The organism is Actinomadura oligospora ATCC 43269, assembly GCF_000518265.1.
Classification (GTDB): domain Bacteria; phylum Actinomycetota; class Actinomycetes; order Streptosporangiales; family Streptosporangiaceae; genus Spirillospora; species Spirillospora oligospora.
In genome coordinates this window covers 806,020-824,441 of sequence record NZ_KI912410.1, presented here as the reverse complement: position 1 = coordinate 824,441, position 18,422 = coordinate 806,020, and the positions used below count along the sequence as shown (strand labels likewise).

General features: G+C 73.1%; 16 protein-coding genes. 9 read left to right on the top strand and 7 right to left on the bottom strand.

The genetic code is table 11. The features are described 5' to 3' along the window. Window positions 1-63: 63 nt before the first annotated feature. The gene (locus P696_RS50270; RefSeq protein ID WP_064744205.1) at window positions 64-633 is read left to right on the top strand and encodes a hypothetical protein; all 570 of its coding nucleotides are present in this window, start codon (window positions 64-66) and stop codon (window positions 631-633) included. Window positions 634-691: 58 nt separating this feature from the next. On the opposite strand, the gene P696_RS0135565 is transcribed toward P696_RS50270, so the two are convergent. After that, the gene (locus P696_RS0135565) at window positions 692-1,828 is read right to left on the bottom strand and encodes a serine hydrolase domain-containing protein (protein ID WP_026416057.1); all 1,137 of its coding nucleotides are present in this window, start codon (window positions 1,826-1,828) and stop codon (window positions 692-694) included. Between the two features lie 346 nt (window positions 1,829-2,174). Here P696_RS0135565 and P696_RS0135560 point away from each other — a divergent pair, with 346 nt between their 5' ends. Together P696_RS0135560 and P696_RS50265 are read left to right on the top strand one after the other, a co-directional pair. Continuing rightward, complete coding sequence (locus tag P696_RS0135560; RefSeq protein WP_157430106.1) at window positions 2,175-3,668, top strand: S53 family peptidase; 1,494 nt, start codon at window positions 2,175-2,177, stop codon at window positions 3,666-3,668. A gap of 129 nt (window positions 3,669-3,797) precedes the next feature. Then, window positions 3,798-4,439, top strand: coding sequence for a restriction endonuclease (locus P696_RS50265; protein WP_051468537.1), 642 nt, complete (start codon window positions 3,798-3,800; stop codon window positions 4,437-4,439). Window positions 4,440-4,463: 24 nt separating this feature from the next. Here the strand turns inward: P696_RS50265 and P696_RS0135550 are convergent, their stop codons facing one another. Together P696_RS0135550 and P696_RS0135545 are read right to left on the bottom strand one after the other, a co-directional pair. Next, complete coding sequence (locus tag P696_RS0135550) at window positions 4,464-5,111, bottom strand: response regulator (RefSeq protein ID WP_034488390.1); 648 nt, start codon at window positions 5,109-5,111, stop codon at window positions 4,464-4,466. Further along, window positions 5,108-6,346 carry a sensor histidine kinase gene (locus P696_RS0135545; protein WP_211245928.1) on the bottom strand — a complete coding sequence of 413 codons (1,239 nt, stop codon included), beginning with the start codon at window positions 6,344-6,346 and terminating at the stop codon, window positions 5,108-5,110. The genes P696_RS0135550 and P696_RS0135545 overlap by 4 nt, the downstream gene beginning before the upstream one ends. Window positions 6,347-6,510: 164 nt before the next feature. Here P696_RS0135545 and P696_RS0135540 point away from each other — a divergent pair, with 164 nt between their 5' ends. Further along, window positions 6,511-7,056, top strand: a complete 546-nt coding sequence (locus tag P696_RS0135540; RefSeq protein WP_026416053.1) for a GlcG/HbpS family heme-binding protein — start codon at window positions 6,511-6,513, stop codon at window positions 7,054-7,056. A gap of 96 nt (window positions 7,057-7,152) precedes the next feature. Here the strand turns inward: P696_RS0135540 and P696_RS50260 are convergent, their stop codons facing one another. The 4 genes from P696_RS50260 to P696_RS0135520 form a co-directional block, all read right to left on the bottom strand. Beyond that, entirely contained in the window at window positions 7,153-8,964 is a 1,812-nt protein-coding gene (locus P696_RS50260) for a DUF2207 domain-containing protein (protein ID WP_034488388.1), read from the bottom strand. A 121-nt stretch (window positions 8,965-9,085) separates the two neighbouring features. Next, the gene (locus P696_RS0135530) at window positions 9,086-10,711 is read right to left on the bottom strand and encodes a phospholipase C (protein ID WP_026416052.1); all 1,626 of its coding nucleotides are present in this window, start codon (window positions 10,709-10,711) and stop codon (window positions 9,086-9,088) included. Window positions 10,712-10,936: 225 nt separating this feature from the next. Further along, complete coding sequence (locus tag P696_RS0135525) at window positions 10,937-12,109, bottom strand: Dyp-type peroxidase (protein ID WP_026416051.1); 1,173 nt, start codon at window positions 12,107-12,109, stop codon at window positions 10,937-10,939. 52 nt (window positions 12,110-12,161) lie between these two features. Further along, window positions 12,162-13,313, bottom strand: a complete 1,152-nt coding sequence (locus tag P696_RS0135520; RefSeq protein WP_026416050.1) for an EfeM/EfeO family lipoprotein — start codon at window positions 13,311-13,313, stop codon at window positions 12,162-12,164. A 449-nt stretch (window positions 13,314-13,762) separates the two neighbouring features. On the opposite strand from P696_RS0135520, the gene P696_RS50255 reads away from it, so the two are divergent. From P696_RS50255 to P696_RS0135495, 5 genes are all read left to right on the top strand, one after another. Then, window positions 13,763-15,652: a sensor histidine kinase gene (locus P696_RS50255; RefSeq protein WP_084338669.1), complete on the top strand. Its 1,890-nt coding sequence runs from the start codon at window positions 13,763-13,765 to the stop codon at window positions 15,650-15,652. Between the two features lie 106 nt (window positions 15,653-15,758). Further along, window positions 15,759-16,163, top strand: a complete 405-nt coding sequence (locus P696_RS0135510) for a roadblock/LC7 domain-containing protein (RefSeq protein ID WP_026416049.1) — start codon at window positions 15,759-15,761, stop codon at window positions 16,161-16,163. After that, entirely contained in the window at window positions 16,160-16,513 is a 354-nt protein-coding gene (locus tag P696_RS0135505; RefSeq protein WP_026416048.1) for a DUF742 domain-containing protein, read from the top strand. The genes P696_RS0135510 and P696_RS0135505 overlap by 4 nt, the downstream gene beginning before the upstream one ends. After that, window positions 16,494-17,141, top strand: coding sequence for a GTP-binding protein (locus P696_RS0135500; protein WP_026416047.1), 648 nt, complete (start codon window positions 16,494-16,496; stop codon window positions 17,139-17,141). Before P696_RS0135505 ends, P696_RS0135500 begins: the two co-directional genes overlap by 20 nt. Beyond that, a complete protein-coding gene (locus P696_RS0135495) occupies window positions 17,138-18,418 on the top strand; it encodes a cytochrome P450 (protein WP_026416046.1) in 1,281 nt (426 codons plus the stop codon). Before P696_RS0135500 ends, P696_RS0135495 begins: the two co-directional genes overlap by 4 nt. The last annotated feature ends 4 nt before the right edge of the window (window positions 18,419-18,422 follow it).

The window sequence follows — 18,422 nt, the reverse complement described above, 5'->3', positions numbered from 1 at the left end:
ATTTCCCTCTTGCCGCCCAGAGGGCAGCATGTGAGCGTGCTCAGCTCAGACGACCTTCGCCGCATGTCCTCCGACGAGCGCGCCGAACTGCTGCGCGAACTGATCCTGCTCGCCGACGACGACCCCCTCGCCGCGCCGCACATCAGGCTGCGGCGGCGGCTCGGCCTCGCGATGCTCACCGCGTGCTGCGCGTGGCTGGTGCCCTGGACGGTGATGCTGGGCTTCACGCTGCCCGAGCACTACATCGCCGGGCAGTGGCGGGCGGCGTGGATCGGCTTCGACATCGGCCTGACCCTCGCGCTCGCCGGGACGGCGTTCGCCGCGTGGCGGCGGCTGCAGGTCGTCGTCCTCGGCCAGATCGTCTGCGGCACCCTGCTGGTCTGCGACGCCTGGTTCGACGTGATGCTGTCGTGGGGCTCGGGCGAGTTCCCGGTGAGCGTCGCGACCGCGCTGCTCGGCGAGCTGCCGCTGGCCGGGCTGCTGTTCTTCGCGGCCCGGAAGGTGGTGCTGACGACCGTCCACAGCATGTGGATACGCGAGGGCCGCGCCGGTCCCGAACCCCGGCTGCGGGAGATCGGCATCTTCACGATCGACCACCACCGCCCGCCCCGTCCGCGCGACCCGCAGGGTTAGCAGCGGGACGGGCGGCGGAGGCCGACGGCCTTTGGAGCGCTCGGGGGTGTGGGCGTGGTCAGCGGGCGGAGCGGGTGCGTTGGGCCGCTACGGCCCTGGCGACGGCGTGGAGGGCCGGGAGGGTGTCGGTGTCGTTGAACGAGTAGAACGTGGACCGGACGATCACGACCTTGCGGGCCGGGTCGACGTAGGTGACCTGGCCGCCGAGGCCGCTCGCGTAGTAGCCGTCCGTGCCGTCGATCCACCACTGCAGGCCGTAGGACGGGCTGACTCCGGACGGCTTGTGCACCCGCTCGACCCAGGACGCCGGGACGACGGTTCGCCCGGCGACGCGTCCGCCGTCCAGCATCATCTTCCCGAAGCGGGCGAAGTCGCGGTCGGTGGCGTAGATGCAGCAGTAGCCGAGCGCGTGCCCGTGCGAGTCGGTGCCGACGTAGTCGGTGTCGGCCATGCCGGTCGGCTCCCAGATGCGCTTCTGCAGGAAGCGCGTGAACGGCATGCCGTACACGTTCGCGACGACCTGCGCGAGAAGCGCGCTGTTCAGGCTCGTGTAGTTGAACTTGCTGCCCTGCGGCGAGACGGTGCGCCGCCCGGCGGCCCACTGGACGGGTGTGCTGAGGCCGAGGCTGAACGCCGGGTGCATGGCGATGTCGTCGGTCGTCTCGTCCCAGCCGATGCCGGACGACATGCGCAGCAGGTTGTAGAGGGTGACCTTGCCGTAGTCGGCATTCGCCAGCTCGGGGACGTACTTCGCGACCGTGTCGTCCAGGGAGTGGATCCGGCCCTCGGCGAGCGCGATGCCCACCGCGTCGCCGGTGTACGACTTGGCCATCGACCAGGACTGGAACCGGCTGTTCTTGCCGAACCCCGGGGCGTACCACTCGGTGACGATCCTGTTCCCGTCCAGGACGAGGAAGCCCTGCGTGCCGGAGGTGACCATGTAGTCGTTCAGCGTCTTCGTCGCGCCGTTCGAGGTGTAGGTGACGTGCAGGTCGCGCTGCGCGTCCACCAGCGTCACCGGCCTGGACGAGGGCCTGAGCGGGTCGAGCCCCGGAACGATCGACAGGATGTCCGGGGGTGAGGGGTTCGCGCCCCGCGCGGTGTCCGCGCGCGCGGCGGCGCCGGACGGCACGGCCAGCGCGGCGGCGGTGAGGACGGCGGCGGTGGCGAGGGACGGCATCCTGCGGCGGCGCATGGCGGCTCCCGGGTGTGGCCCGCTGGGCGACCACCCGGACCGTCTGGGTGATCAACCGGACCGTAGACCGCGGACTCCCCCGCCACAAGGACCCCGCGGCGGCGCGTCCCGATTTGAAGAACAAGAATGTTCTTCTGACGTCGGGGTCCATCCCGGACGGGCCCGCCGAGCCTGACCGGAATCGGCCGGAGCGTCCCCTCTTGACGGTGTGATCACCGAGGTCTTAGATGCATCTGCGGTGCACGCGGTCCTCCGCACTGGGCGGTGCGGGGACCAGGAAGCGGCCCCGGGGACACCGTCCGCGCGACGACCGCCGCGCGGTGTCCCTCTCGTGCCGGGAGTCCCCTTGTCCCTGCCCACCACCGCCCCCGGGCGCCGCGCGCCCCTCTGGCTCGCGGCGATCGCGCTCGCCGGGGCCGCCGTGGCCGCCGTCCCGGTGGCCGCCTCGTCCGGCGACGACGCCCTTCCCGCGCCGCGTCCGCACGCGACCGACTTCAGCTACCTGGGCGCGTCCGAGACGCCCCCGGCCCAGGGCGACTGCGCGTCCGTCGGCCGCCGCTGCTTCACCCCGAAGGCGCTGCAGAACGCCTACAACGTCGGCCCGCTGCACGCCAAGGGCCAGGACGGCCGAGGACGCACGATCGCGATCGTCGACGCGTTCGGCTACGACCAGGCCGAGGCCGACCTCAAGGTCTACAGCCAGCAGTTCGGCCTGCCGCTGATGTGCGGCATGCCGGACGTCGCGTGCACGCCGGGCATGCCGTCCATCACCCGCCTCCGGCAGGGCAACCGTCCGGTCGAGCAGCCGCCGGACAACAACGGCACCGGCCAGGAGGACAGCAACGGCTGGGCGCTGGAGATCGCGCTCGACCTGGACATGGCGCACGCCATGGCCCCCGGCGCGAACATCGTGCTGGTGTCCACCCCGACCGCCGAGACGCTCGGGACGCAGGGCTTCCCGCAGTTCATGAACCTCGAGCAGCAGGTCGTGGACAACGGGATGGCCGACGTCATCTCGCAGAGCTTCGGCTCCGGCGAGGAGGCGTTCCACACGACCTCGTCGCTGGAGAACCTGCGCCACGCGTTCAAGTCGGCGGCGGCCAAGGGCGTGACCGTCCTCGCGAGCTCCGGTGACGGCGGCAGCGAGAACGACTTCAAGTCGCCGGTGAAGAACCCGGCCGCGATCCCGTACGCGTCCGTCGGCTGGCCCGCGTCCGACCCGCTGGTCACCAGCGTCGGCGGCACCTACCTGTGCCTGGACGGCGCGACCGGCACGCACGTCGACAACACCAGCGCCCCCGCGGCCTGCTCGAGGTTCCCGGGTCAGCGCGAGGTCGGCTGGACGTTCGCCGGCGGCGGCTTCAGCCACGTGTTCGGCAAGCCCGCCTACCAGAACGCCCTACCCGCCGGGTCCACCGGCATCGGCTCGATGCGCGGCGTCCCGGACATCGCGTCCCAGGCCAGCTCGGCGACCGGCGTCCTCGTCCGGGACACCGCGCCCGGCGCGACCGGGATCAAGTGCCCGAGCGGCGACCCGTGCAGCTCCGGCTGGTACGTCGTCGGCGGGACGTCCGCGTCCGCCCCGCAGTGGGCGGGCATGGTCGCCATCGCCGCGCAGATCGCCGGGCACCCCCTCGGCCAGATCAACCAGTCGCTGTACGACCTGGCGAACGGCCCGGACTACGGCGCGTACTTCTACGACGTGACGACGGGCAACAACTCCAACCCCGACTACCCGGACATCCCGGGCTACCCGGCCACCAAGGGCTGGGACCCGATCACCGGCCTCGGCACCCCGAACGCCGCCACCCTGCTCCCGGCCCTCGCCGCCCACTCCTGACCCACCGCGCCACGGCCTCCTGACCGCTTCCGGTCGGGAGGCCGTGCCTTTGTGCCAACGGGGACGAGGAGTCCGTCAGAGATCCATGTCATGGTGACGGCAGTGCCTCGATCCCCCCGGAGGTCGCCGATGGACGCCCCACTCCCCTCCGACCACCCGGCCGCGCGCCGTCCTCCGGGACGCGTCGGATCCGCCGTCGCCGGGCTCGCCGCCGGGCTCCTCGCGACCATCCTGCTGTGGTTCTACTGGGAGCAGATCCTCTCCCTGCTCTTCGTGGGCGCGGTGGTCGCGGGCGGGGTCGGGCTCTTCGTCCGGCACCGGCGGCAGATCGCGCGCGAGCACGAGGCCGAGCTGCGGGCGCGCGAGGCGGAGCTGCGCGAGCGCGCCCACCTCGACCGGGTGGACGTCATGTCCGGCGTCGAGTTCGAGGAGCTCACCGCTCGGCTGCTCGAACGTGACGGGTTCCTGGACGTCGAGGTCGTCGGACGGTCGCGGGACCGGGGCATCGACGTGCTCGCCACGGCCCCGGACGGGCGGGAGCTGGCCGTCCAGTGCAAGCGGCAGGCGAAGCCGGTGGGCGCCGACCGGGTCCGGAACCTGATCGGGGCGGTGCACTCCAGCTACGCGGGCCGCGTCGGGGTCCTGGTCACCAACAACACCTTCACGGCCCAGGCGCGGGAGGAGGCGGGGCGGGTGGAACCGGGCCGCCTGTTCCTGGTCGGACGGGACGACCTCGCGCGCTGGATGGACGGCGGCCCGTTCCCGCCCTGAGCCCTGAGCTCCGCCGCTGGCGCGTCATTCGGAGAGGCGGATGAGGCGGCGGTCGGCGGCGGCCCGGACGGCGGCGGTGCGGGAGTCGACGCCGAGCTTGGCGAAGATGTGGACGAGGTGGGTCTTGACCGTGGCCTCGCTGATGAACAGGGCGCGGGCGATCCGGCGGTTGGACATGCCCTGGGCGAGGTGCTCGAGGATCTCGACCTCGCGGGGGCTGAGGGCCGGGGCGGGGTCGCGGACGCGGTTGACCAGGCGGGTCGCGACGGCCGGGGACAGGGCGGTCTCGCCCCGGGCGGCCGTCCGGACGCCCTGGAACAGCTCGTCCGGCGGGCCCGCCTTGAGCAGGTAGCCGGACGCGCCGACGTCCAGGGCGCGGGCGATGTCGGCGTCGGAGTCGTAGGTGGTCAGGACGAGGACGCGCGGCGGGTCCGGGAGCGCGAGGACGCGGCGGGTGGCCTCGACGCCGTCGATGCCCTCGCCGAGCCTCAGGTCCATCAGGACCAGGTCGGGGCGGAGCAGGCCCGCCTGCCGGACGGCCTCCTCGCCCGTCCCGGCCTCGCCGACGACCTCCAGGTCGTCCTCCCCGGCGAGCAGGGCGCGCAGGCCCGCGCGGACGACCGGGTGGTCGTCGGCGATCAGGACCCGGATCGGGACGGCCGGTTCGGTCACGGGTGGCTCCTCGGCAGGCGGGCGGCGACGACGGTCCCCTCGCCCGGCTCGCTCTCGACGACCAGGGTGCCGCCGACGCCCGCGACGCGGTCGCGCATGCCGGGCAGGCCGTACCCACGGTTCGAGCCGCCGCCCGAGCCGCCCGAGCCGCCCGAGCCGCCCGAGCCGCCCGAGCCGCCGGGGCCGCCGGGGCCGCCGGGACGGGGTGCGGCGGGGTCGAAGCCGCGGCCGTCGTCGGCGACGTCCAGCGCGACCTCGTCGTCCAGGTAGGACAGGGTGATCATGATGTGCTCGGCGGCGGCGTGCTCGCGGGCGTTGGCGAGCGCGCCCTGCGCGACGCGGTGCAGGGCGGCCTGCGCCTCGGGGGTCAGCGGGTACTCCTGGCCCTCGACGCGCAGGGCCGCGCCCTCCCGGTCGGCGAGCGAGCGCAGCGCGTGCGGCAGCGACCCGGCGGCGAGGTCGGACGGGGCCAGGGCGCGGACGAACCGGCGCGCCTCGTCCAGGTTCCCGGCCGCCTCGTCCGCGGCCCGCCGGACCAGGGCGCGGGCCGCCGCAGGGTCGGCCGGAAAGGACCGGTCGGCGGCCTGCAGCAGCATGCCCATGCTGGTCAGGCCCTGCGCGAGGGTGTCGTGGATCTCCCGGGACAGCCGCTGCCGCTCGCCGAGGATCCCGGCGGTGCGCTGGGTCGCGGCCAGGGCGTCCGCCATCCGGTTGAACTCCAGGAAGATCACCAGGATCATCCCGGACACCGCGACGGGCGCGAGCACCAGGCTGAGGTCGAACGTCGCGGTCAGCCTGAGCTGCGCGAACACCACGGCGGCGGTGACGACGACCGCGCCGAGGACGGCCGCCCGGCGGGTGAGCAGGCGCAGCGCGGCGAAGTACAGGGGCGGTGCGCACCAGGCGAAGCTCGGCGCGATCAGGACCAGAGACAGCCAGACGACCATCACGACGACCAGCCAGGCGAGCAGGCCGCGACGGCCGAGCCGGTCCCACAGGAGCGTCCCGGCGACGTAGAGGAGCGCGAGCAGGCCGCAGAGCGCGAGCTTGGGCCAGGCGCTCTCCTCCAGGCCGTGCCGGACGGCGAACCGGGACGCGGACGAGGCGAGCAGCAGGAAGAACGCCACGTGCATGGCCAGGTCGATCCGCGTCTGCGCGGTGCGCGCGGCGCGCCCGGCCTCGGCCTGCGGGCCGATCTCCGCTCCGCTTTCAGCTCCGGTCTCCGCACTGGTCACAGGCTCCTCCTCCCTGATCACGCACGGTACTCGGCGCGGCGGGACGGCCGGGCCTCCGGGGCATCCATCGTTCGGTTGATGCCGGTCCCCACCGTCCTTGCGATGGCAGGGGGCGGGCGCGCGGCGAGGCTGGAGACATCGCAAACGGAAAGGGACCGAACACCATGAAGAACATCAAGACCCTGGTCGGCATGACGGCGGGCGTGGCCCTGGTGGGCGGCGCCGTGGCGATGGGCGCGGCGACCGCGAACGCCGCCCCGGCCGCCCCCGCCGCCGCGAAGAGCGTCCAGGCCGTCACCCAGAACCGCGTCCTCACCGCCGACGCCGCCATGAAGGTCGCCGACGCGGCGCAGAAGGAGGCCGCCGAGCAGCACCAGCGCGTCGCCGTCGTGATCGTGGACCGGTCCGGCGACCTGAAGCTGGTCGTGAAGGGCGACGGCGCGGGCCCGCAGACCGTCGAGTCCGCCAAGCGCAAGGCGTACACCGCCGTCGCGTGGGGTCAGCCCACCTCGAAGCTGACGCAGAACGCGTCCGGTGCCGCGCCCTCGATCAAGGACATCCCGGGCACCCTGTTCCTCGCGGGCGGCGTCCCGGTCGCGTCCGGCGGCTCCCCGATCGCGGGCATCGGCGTCGGCGGGGCCCCGCAGGGCTCGATCGACGAGTCCATCGCGCAGGCCGGTCTCAACGCCATCGCGAACCAGCTCGGCTGATCTCCCCACCCCCGCGAGCCCGTCCCCGCGGGCTCGCCCTGACGAACCGGCCCGTGGCGCCCCCTGCCACGGGCCGGTTCGACGCGTCCGGACGGGTCACCAGGAATGGCCGCCTCCGCCGCCGTCTCCGCCGTGCCCGCCTCCCCCGTGACCGCCGCCCCCGGACCAGCCGCCGCTGTCGGTGCCTCCCCAGCCCCCGCCGCCACTCCCGTATCCGCCGCTGGACGGACGACGCCGCGTACTGGACGAAGCCGAACGCGCCTGACCCGGCCGCTTCGGCCTCGGCTTCGGCTTCCCCTTGAACATCCCGATCAGGTTGGTGAAGCGTTCCACGGCCTTGTCGGGGTCGCCGGTGTAGGAGTACCAGGACGGGAGCGTTCCGTCGGCCGCACGGGCGTGGTGGAAGGCCGCCATCCAGGACGTCTCGCCCCAGGCGGCGTTGTAGGGGAGGTACGCCTCGGCGTCGGGGTCCACCCGCTTGTCCCACACCGCGAAGATGAAGCGCTGGTACCGGACGCTCAGCTCCTGCCCCTTCCGCGTGTCCGGGCACCGTGGCCGGAGGAACCCGGACGCGACGGCGACGACGATCAGCGCTGTTCCGATCGCGGAGAGGTCGTCGAACCCGCCGTCCCCCGGGAGTCCCACCAGGACGAGGATGATTCCGACGATCCCGGTGACAAGGCACGCGGGAAGCAGCCAGCGGCCGACGCTGGGCGTGAATGTGCGCTGGTAGCGGCGTCCGCGCTCGCGGCTCGCCTGGAGGATCCGCTGTTCGGCTTCCCGGAGGCGCGGCCAGTCGACCGGTACGGTCCTGACCGGCCTCCGCGCGTCCGCCCTGGCGTCCGCCCTGGCCTGCCTGCCCTTCTGGGCCCGCGACGGACTGGTCGGCCCGACCCCGACCGGCCCGATCCTGACCGCGTCCCCAGGCTCGAAGAGGGCCTCCACGAACGCCCGCTCGTAGTCGAACTCGAGGGTCTCGTCGGCGGAGCGGACGCGGATGAGCATGACGTCCCGTCCGTCGTCGGCGATGCGCACATGCCCCCGGACGGCCAGGTCGAGCGCGAGGACTGCGAGCGGGTCCCACGGCTCAGCGCCGTTCGGAATGCTTCCGATCTCGACCGGCGGCGCTTCCCCGCGCGTGATCGACGCGGGCAGCCGCTTGCGCCGCCACCGGTCGAACAGCCGCAGGCCGACCCCGGCGAGGACGAGCAACAGCGCCAGTCCGAGCGCGACCAGACCCGGGACGCCGACCGTCAGCGGGGACGCGCCAAAACGCTGGTTCCGCACCGCCCCGGACGGAAACTCCGCCCGGACGGTCAGCCCCTCCCCCGCCCCGAGGCTCTGCCCGAACACCGCGTTCCCGTCCCCGGTGTTCCAGGCGCCCTTGCACGACGCCGTCGCGTTCCTCGGACCGGCGTGGCAGCCGAACGACCGGAGGGCGACCGGGCCCTTGAGGAGGACGGTCGCCGCGTCGATCGGGACCGTCCACTCGGTGCCGATCGCGTTCCAGTTCAGCGTGTCCGAGGCGACCGCGTGCCGGACGTCGTAGTCGATCGTGTAGTGCCGCTGCCCGGTCACCGGCGTGCCCGGATCCCCGATCCGGATGTCCAACTCGTCGCCGTGCTCGCTGACCTGGCTGGCGGCGGGCGCGTCCGGGCTGGAGACCCGCACGTGGCCGATCTTCACCCGCTTCGTGGGGATCTCCCGCTCGACCCCGTGCTTCCCGGACGCGTCGCCGAAGTCGTACGTGATGGCCTCGTGGACGCGCAGCAGGCCGTCCGCCCCGAGATTCAGTTCGACCGCGTACGAGCGGATGCGCTCGGAGGACACAGCCGAGGAGGCGTGCGCTGGAGCGGCGGGGAGGAGGGCGAGGCCGACCGCCGCCGCCGCGCAGAGGGGGAAACGCATGACTCTGGACCTACCAGAACCTCCGCGCGTTCCGGAAGAAGCGACCGCCCCCGCCGTCCGGGGAGGCGGACGGCGAGGGCGGACGATCAGGGCTCCGCCGGATGCGGCGGAAGCGGCGGGGTCAGGAGCGGGCGCCCGTGTTCGGGTCGAGGATCAGCTTCCCGGCGCGCGGCCTCTTGAAGTCGAGCAGGCCCTTCAGGCCGGTCACACGCGCGTCGAAGGAGTGGTCGCCGATGCGGCCGAGGTTCCAGTTGTCCTCGATGAACCGCAGGATCGACGTCTGCTCGCTGTAGGTGTGGTCGACGTGGTTCACCTTGCTGTACGGCGAGATGACCAGCAGCGGGAGGCGCTGGGACGGGCCGCAGCGGTCCTGGTAGCCGCCCGCCGCCGAGGGGGCCTTGCCGCACAGCGCGGAGGCGTCGACGGAGGAGTCCTTGGAGCCGTTCAGGAGGCGCGGCTTCTGGTGGTCGTACCAGCCGTCGGAGTCGTCGTAGGCGACGACGATCGCGGTGTCCTTCCAGAACTTGGACTTCTGGATCGCGTTGATGTACTTCACCAGGAAGCGCTGCTCGTCCAGCGGGTCGGAGTAGCCCGCGTGGCCGTCCTGGTAGGCGCCCGCCTTGACGAAGCTGACCGACGGCAGGTTGCCCGCCTGGAGCGTGGCGTCGAAGTCGGTCAGGTCGTACTGGTGGTTCGCCTGGTCCTGGTGGCCGATCCGGGCGACCGAGGTCGGCGGCAGGTGCTTCTCGTTGGCCGTCGACTTGTAGTACTGGAACGGCTCGTGGTGCGGAATGTAGTCGGTGGACGCGATGCCGCCGAGGTTCGGGTGGGTCGCGCCGCAGGCCGCGTAGGAGCCGTTCGTGCCGGTCGGCTTGAACCCGCCCTGGAACCAGCCCCAGGTGACCTTCCGCTTGTTCAGCAGGTCGCCGACGTTCGGACCGGTCATCACGCCCAGGTTGTTGGCCGCGGTGTGGTTCTTCGCCGAGCAGTCGTCGAACGCGGGCTGCGGGTCGTTGATCATCGTCCCGACGCCGTCCTTGTCCGGCGACTGGACGACGGACGGGTCGGTGACCTTCTCGTGGGTCCTGTTGTCCACGGCGTGGATGCCGTGGGTCTGCCCGGAGACCAGGTTGACGGCGCCCGGCGAGGACGGCCCGAACACCGTGTCCCACGAGTTGTCGCTCATGGAGTAGTGCTGCGCGTAGTTCCACAGCGCGGTGACGGTGTTGCCGTCGTAATAGTCCATGACCAGGCCGGGCTCACCGAAGAGGACCGGCTGGCCGGTGCACTTGTCCTTCTCGGTGGACTCGACGAACTTGTCCATCCTCCCCGCGTTCAGCGCCTTCTGCTCGCTGCCGTAGGTGTGGTCCTGGTCGCAGGTGAGCGCCTGCTTCGGCGACAGCCGCTTGGGGTTGTACTGGTTCGGGTTGTGCGTGAGCAGGCTCTTGGTCAGGCCGTTCACGCGCGGCGTGTTCCTCGCGGCGGTGAACTTCGTTCCGTCGCTGTTCGCCGCCTTCGGATACGTGCCGAAGTAGTGGTCGAACGAGTTGTTCTCGTCGAACAGCACGACGACGTGCTTGATGGGCGTCGCGGTGTGCGCCCGGGCCGCGTCGGTGAACGTCTCGGCCGCCGTGAGGGACGCGCCGTGCCCCGTGGTCGTGCCGCACGCGGCGGCGGTGGCGAGCGCGAGCGCGCCCGCGGCGACCGCGGTGGCGGTGCGCCGCCTGGTCCAGTTGCCGGGGGTCATTCTTCCTCCTGAACGGGTCACGGCCGCGGCCCGTCCGCACGGGGGCGAAGCCGGTCACCGGATTGATCTCCGGGCGGTACCCAACCAGCGCGCGGCGACGAACTCAAGGGTCCCGGGTAACAGGCGGGTGACCGGCACAGAACGGGCAGATGTTTCCTTGAGGAAGGTGAGCGAAAGGTTAATTAGGCAAGCGTAGTTCTTACCCTTGGCCGACGCGGCGGAGGATCAGGCGAGCAGCGCGCGGCCGAGAAAGTCGCCGCCGTCGCGGACGCCCGGCAGGACGAGGAAGTACCCGCCCCCGAAAGGACGGACGTAGTCGACGAGCGGCTCGTCCTTCAGGCGGTGCTGGACGGCCTCGAACTGGGACGGGATGTCGCGCTGGTAGCAGGTGAACACCAGGCCCATGTCGAGGTCGCCCGCCGCGTCCACGCCGCGGTCGTAGTTGAACCCGCGGCGCAGGATCCGGCTGCCCGCCGACTGCGCGGTGCGCGGGTTCGCCAGCCGGATGTGGCTGGTCAACGGGATGATCTTGCCGATCGGGTCGGCGGTGAACCTCGGCGGATCGAACTCGTCGTCGCCGTCCAGCGGCGCGCCCGTGTCGCGGGCACGGCCGATGATCTGCTCCTGCTCGGTGATGCCGATCCGGTCCCAGAACTCGACCAGCATCCGGATCAGCCGGACGACCAGGTACGTGCCGCCGTCGTCGGTCCAGACGAGGCGTCCGAGGTCGGCGGGGGCGGGGTTGGCGGTGCCGTCGCGGAAGCCGAGCAGGTTGCGCGGCGTCCCGGACGGGCGCGGCGGGCTGACGAACCCGTCCATCTTCCAGCGGATCTGCGCCGCGCCGCGGGTGTGCCGGGCGATGTCGCGCAGCGCGTGCACGACCGTGTCCTCGTCGCGCGCGGACAGCTGGAGGCTGAGGTCGCCGTGGCACCACGCAGGGTCGAGCGCGTCGTTCGGGAAGGTCGGCATCGTGGTCAGCCGGGGCGGACGGCGTCCCGCCAGACCGAACCGCCCGTCGAACAGCGACGCCCCGACACCGGCCGTGACCAGCAGGTTCCCACCGGGGACGGCCGGTCCGAGCACACCGGAGTCGGCCGGGGGCGCGGTGATGCCCGCGCCGTCCGGGACGCCGCCCGAGGTGAGGACGCGCGCCCGTTCGGTGATCGTCCGCATCAGGTCGGTCAGCTCGCGCCGGTTCTCCGCGATCACGTCGAACGCGACGACGGTCGTCCGGGGCAGCGGCGACTCCTCGACACCCGCCTGGTGCACGCCGTGGAACCCGCGCAGCGCGGTGTCCTCCTTCGCCTCCGACGCCGCCGCACCCGACACCGAGGCGGCGGCGACACCACCCACCCCGGCGGCGAACGCCCCGCGCAGAAACGATCGGCGATCGGTCACGTCACCCTCCAGGTCGTCATGGAATCCGGGGTGGTCATGGAATCCGGGGGCGTCATGACGTGCGGCGGGGGGCGGCGATCTCGGCGACCGGGGCCAGCAGTTCGAGCGCCTGGCCGGTCGTGCCGTCCAGGCGGCGGCGCTCCAGAGGGGACAGCTCCGACAGGGACGCGTGGCCCTTGAGCTGCGCGTCCAGGCGGGCGAGCCACGCGTCCACCTGAGGCAGCGCCGGGTACCGGGAACGCAGGACGGGACGCAGCGCGTCGAGCACGAGCCGCGTGCCCTCGACGTTCGCCGCCGCCGTCCTCAGCGAGGTGCCGCTGCCCTGGTCGGCCTCGCCGGTCAGCTCGACCCGGAGCGTCCCTTCGAGGATCTCGTGCGCGCGCAGGGGGAGATCGGCAGGGTCGATGCGCTGCTGCGGCAGATCGGCCTGGAGGGCGCGGACGTCCTTGTCGAGCCGGTCGGCGACGCGTCCGAGCGAGGACATGCTCTCGCCGTGCCACAACCCGTACTCGAGCCGGTGGAAACCCGTCCAGCCGGGATAGTGGACGCCGCCGGGCAGGCCCTCCGGACGCCCGTTGATCTGGCCGTCGAAGTCGCCGAACGTTCCGTAGGCGGCGCCCAGCCGCTCGTACGCGAGGTGCGCGGGCAGCCACGCGCGGCGCGCCTCGCCGACGTCGCCGGACGCGACCGCCGACCGCAGCGTCCCGGTCAGCCCGGTGAGCCTGCCGACGCCCGCGGTCACCTTCGTCCAGTACGACGACACCGCGCCGGACAGGTCGCTCGTGCTCACCGCCGGGACGGCCGGTCCGCCCGCGCCGCCGCCGGTGATCCGGACGAACGTCCCCGTGCGCGGGTCGCTCGCGCCGTCGTCCGAGCAGCGCAGCGCGTACTCCCCCGCGCCCAGCGTCACCCGCATCGGCCGCGTCACGCCGGGGCCGAGCCCTTCGAGCTCGGCGTGCACCGCGCCCGCCCGGTCCACGAGCCTGACCTCGGCGATCGCGCTGCCGCTGTTGCGGACGAGCAGCGTCTGCGCTCCTGGGTGCGCGTGGGTCCAGCCCGTCCCGCAGCGTCCGATCGACGCCTCCAGGACCGTCCCGGACGCGTGCGCGCCGCCGCCGGACAGCAGGTCGTCACCACCCACGACGGCCGCCGCGACCACGGCGACGGCCACGGCCGCACCGGCCAGCGGCACCCACGGTCGCATCGGGACACTCCATCGACGAGCGGACGAACGCGCACACTCTAGTCCTCGTCCAGATGCTCGTGACCACCGTGTTCCGGGGCGCCCGCCGTACCGGATTCCCGCAGGTGAACACTGGTGAACGGGCCGGTGAACACCCCGCGCGGAGAGGTCGCGGACCCCGCCCACCTGCGCTGACCCGGTGCGAGCGCGAGGCTGCGCAGCGTGGGGGGTGAGTTCGCGTGGCGGTCCGTGATCATCTAACGTCAGGACCCATGGCGTGCGCGGTCTTTTTCGCGAATATCCGGTGTCGCGCGGACGGGGTGCTGCATCCTACGGAGGGTGTCCGAACGCTCGACGCGACGTCGCGGCGGGCCGGTCGCCCGCGTCCCGTGATCCCGTCGACGCGCGCCGCCGTGAACCGGTTCGAGCGCACGCCGTCCGCCTGACCCCGCCCCCCGAGGACCCGATCCATGTCAGCACCCGTCCCCGCAGGTCGCAGGGGTGATCACGCCCCACTGGAACGCGCCCTCGCGGTGTGGCTCGTCGCCGTCGTCGTGTTCGGCGCGGCCTGGCTGTACGGCGTCTTCGAGGCCGGGGACGATCTCCGGCCCGTCGTCGCCTGGGGTGGCGGCGCCGCCGCGCTCGCACTCTGCGTGACGATCGCGCTCGCCGCCTACTACGCCGCGCTCGCCTCCCGCGTCCGCGAGGCCGCCCAGGCCGAGACCGGCGGCGCGACCACCCTGGAACGGCAGATCGCCGAGGTCGCCGACTCCACGCTGCCCGCGCTGCTGCACCGCGTCGGGTCCGGCGCGCCCGCCGACACCGCGCTCGGCGAGATCCTCCCTCCCGCGGACCCGGGGCTGCGGCGCGTCCTGCAGCTCACCGCGCTCGACGCCGCCGCCCGGCAGCGCGACGCCGCGTCCGCGCTGGCCGAAGTGAACGGCCTGGAGAAGGAGGTCGACCGGATCATCGGCGAGGCCATGCCGGTGATCGTGGAGCGCATCCGCCGGGACCGGGTCGGCCCCGAGACCGTCCTGCCCGAGGTCGGCGAGCCCGAGTCCCCGCAGCTGCGCCGCCTGCTCGCCCGCGTCGTCGACGACCTGGCCACCGGGGAGCGCGGCAGCGCCGCCGCGATGATGTCGTGCGCGAACGCCGCCGCCCGCATCCAGGCCGCCTGCACCCGGCTGCTCGGCGACCTGCGCGACCTCGAGCACCGCTACGGCGACGACCCGGTCTTCCACGACCTGCTCGACATCGACCACGAGGTCTCCCAGGCCGGACGCATCGCCGACTCCATCGCGCTGCTCGCGGGCGGACGCTCCGGCCGCCGCTGGACCAAGCCGATCGTCATGGAGTCGATCCTGCGCGGCGCTATGGGCCGCATCCACGACTACCGGCGCGTCAAGCTGCACTTCACCACCTCCTCGGCGATCGCGGGCTACGCCGCCGAGGGCGTCATGCACTGCCTCGCCGAGCTCATGGACAACGCCGCGACCTTCTCCGCGCACAACACCGACGTGCACGTGTACGTCGAGGAGGAGGACGCGGGGATCGTCATCACCATCGAGGACAGCGGCCTCGGCATGCGGCGGCGCGAACGCGCCCGCGCCGAGCGCCTGGTGAACGAGCCGTCCGACCTGACCGCGCTGCCCGGCACCCGCCTCGGCCTCGCCGTCGTCGGCCGCCTCGCCGCCAAGCACGGCCTGCGCGTCAGCTTCCGCCCGTCCTCGCGCGGCGGCACCGCCGCCATCGTCCTGGTCCCCCGCCAGCTGGTCACCCAGCCCCGCCAGGACCTCCTCCCGCCCGAACTCCGCGAACCGTGGGACGGCTCGTCCCGCCCGCCCCTCGCGGGCACCGCCGACCTCCGGGACGCCACCCCCCTCGCCGAACTGGACGCCGCGCCGGACACACCGGCGGAACTGCTGTCCGACGCGTCCACCACTCCTCCGGTCGAGCCGTCCCCGTCGCCGCTCACGAGCGACTCCCCGGACGAGACCGAGGACGACGGCGAGGACGACGCGTTCGAGCTTCCGCAGCGTCGGCGCGGCGAGACGCTGCGCACCTCCCCGGACCCGGTCCTCGCCGACGTCGGCCGCGACGAGGGCCGTCCGGCCCCCGGCGCGCGGTTCGCCGCGTTCCGCTCCGCCACCGGCGGCCCCCGGACGGTCGCCCGCGACACCGGCGCGAACCCCGCCCCCGAGGCCCCGAAGCCCCGACCCGCCACCTCCGACGCCGACACCCCCGCGCAGGACGCCCCGGAGACGTCCCCCGCCACCGAGACCTGGTCCGCGTCCGGCGACGGCGTGGCGTCCACCCCGCCGGACGCCTCGGCTCCGGAGCCGGGCCGGGGGCGGTCATGACCGCCCGCGCACAGCAGCGCCCCCACGGCGGACACCCCTCGGTCCGCCCGGCACAACAGATTGGAGGCAGGGGCGGACGTCCCGTGGCGTTCCCCCCGCGATCCCGATGAGTTCCGAAGAACGCGACCTGAGCTGGCTGCTCGACGGACTGCGCGACCGCACCCCCGGGGTGCGGCACGTGCTGGTGCTGTCCAAGGACGGGCTGAAGATCTGCTTCACCGCCGACCTCGACGTCGACCGGGCCGACCAGCTGTCCGCCGTGGCGGCGGGCGTGCAGAGCCTGTCGCTGAGCGCGTCCGCCGAGTTCGGCACCGGCCTCGGCGTGGGCCAGTCCATGCTGGAGTTCGCCGGCGGGCTGCTGCTGATCGTCCCCGCCGGGGAGGGCGCGCACCTGGCGGTCGTCGCCGCCGAGGACGCCGACGTCGGCCTGGTCGGCCACTCGATGAACGAGCTGGTCGAGCAGATGGGCTCGTTCCTCACCGCCCCGCCCCGGCACACGGCGCGGCGATGAGCGCGCGGCGGCACGAGCAGGAGGACCCGGACCGGTACTTCACCATCACCGGGGGACGCCGCGACGCGTCCCTCGACCTGGTGGCGCTCGTCGTCGCCGAGATCGGCCCGCTCCCCGGCATGTCGTCGGAGCAGGTGCGGATCCTGCGGCTCTGCCGCGACGCCCCGGTCGCGGTGGTCGAGCTGTCGGCGCACCTGGCGCTGCCGGTGAGCGTCGTGCGGATCCTGCTGCGCGACATGCTGGCGGACGGCCGGATCACCGTCCGCCACCCGGTCTCGGCCCCCGAACCCGAGCAACTCCCCGACCTGGAAACCCTGAAGCAGGTGCTCGTTGGACTCCACCAACTCTGACCCGCCCGCCGCCGGACCGGCGCTCGCCGAACCGTCCCCCGAGCGGGCCCCGCTGCGCGGCACCGCCGCCGACGGCCTGAAGATCGTCGTCGTGGGCGGGTTCGGCGTCGGCAAGACCACGATGGTCGGGTCGGTGAGCGAGATCCGCCCGCTGTCGACCGAGGAGCTGATGACGCGGGCGGGCGAGGGCATCGACGAGGCCGACGCCGTCCCGGAGAAGACGACCACGACCGTGGCGTTCGACTTCGGCCGCATCACCCTCAACGACCGGCAGGTGCTGTACCTGTTCGGCGCGCCCGGGCAGCAGCGGTTCTGGTTCCTGTGGGACCAGCTGTTCTCCGGCAGTCTCGGCGCGGTCGTCCTGGTGGACACCCGCCGCATCGAGGACTCCTGGTACGCCATCGACCGGCTGGAGCACCACCGCATGCCGTTCGTGGTGGCGGTGAACCGGTTCGCCGAGCGCGGGCCGTCGCTGCCGAAGGTCCGCGCCGCGCTCGACCTGGACGAGCACGTCCCGCTGGTCGAGTGCGACGCGCGGCTCCGCGAGTCCAGCAAGTCCGTGCTGATCGAGCTCGTCCGTCACCTGACCAGGCTGCACGACCGTCCCGCCGGAGAGGACGCGCGATGACCGACCCCGCCCCCGAGTCCGCTCCAACCCCCGAGACCACCGGGCCGCTCCATCCGGGGCATCCGCGGCCCGTCCGGCTGTACGGCCCGACGATCGCCGACGACCCGGCCGAGCTGTACCGGTCGCTGCGCGAGCGGTACGGGCCGGTCGTGCCGATCCTGCTGGACGGCGACGTCCCGGCCTGGTTCGTCCTCGGCTACCGCGAGGTGCACCACGTCACCGCGAACCCGCAGCTGTTCGCGCGCGACTGCCGCCGCTGGAACGCCTGGGACCGCATCCCGGACGACTGGCCGCTGATGCCGTACGTGGGCTGGACGCCGTCCATCATGTTCGCCGAGGGCGCCGAGCACCAGCGGCGCGCGGGCGCGGTCGGGGACGCCCTGGACGCCTTCGACCGCACCGAGCTCGGCATGATGGTCGGCCAGGTCGCCGACCGCCTCGTCGACACGTTCGCGGGGTACGGCCACGCCGACCTGATCGAGCAGTACTCGCACCAGATCCCGCTGCACGTCGTGGCGCGGCTGTTCGGCCTTCCCGAGGCCGACATCCCCACCCTGGTCAAGGACGTCGCCGACTCCCTCGACGTCGACTCCGACCCGGTCGCCGCGCACGGGCGCATCCACGCGCGGATGGTGCGGCTGGTCGCCGACAAGCACCGCGAGCCGGGGTCGGACGTGCCGTCCCGGCTCATCGCCGACCCCGCGGGGCTCACCGACGACGAGGTGGTCATCGACCTGCTCATCGTCATGGCCGCCGCGCAGCAGCCGACCGGCAACTGGATCGGCAACGCGCTGCGCCTGATGCTGGTGGACGACACGTTCTCCAACACCATGCAGGGTGGTCGCGGCAGCGCCTCCCACGCCCTGAACCAGGTCCTCTGGGAGGACACCCCGACGCAGAACTTCATCGGACGCTGGGCCGTGCACGACTGCCAGCTCGGCGACCAGCGCGTCCGGCGCGGCGACCTCCTCGTCCTCGGCCTCGCCGCCGCCAACCGCGACCCGGGCGTGACGCCCCGCGAGTTCGGCGGCCCCGTCGCCAACCGGGCGCACATGTCCTTCGGCCACGGCGAGCACGGCTGCCCCTTCCCGGCCCCCGAACTCGCCGAGGTCATCGCCAAGACGGCCGTCGAGGTCCTCCTGGACCGCCTCCCCGACATGGAGCTCTCGGTGGCCCCGGAGGCCCTCGAATGGCGCCCGTCCGTCTGGATGCGCGGCCTCTACTCCCTCCCGGTCAAGTTCACCCCCACCGCCGACCTCCCCCTCGACCTCCCCTGACCCC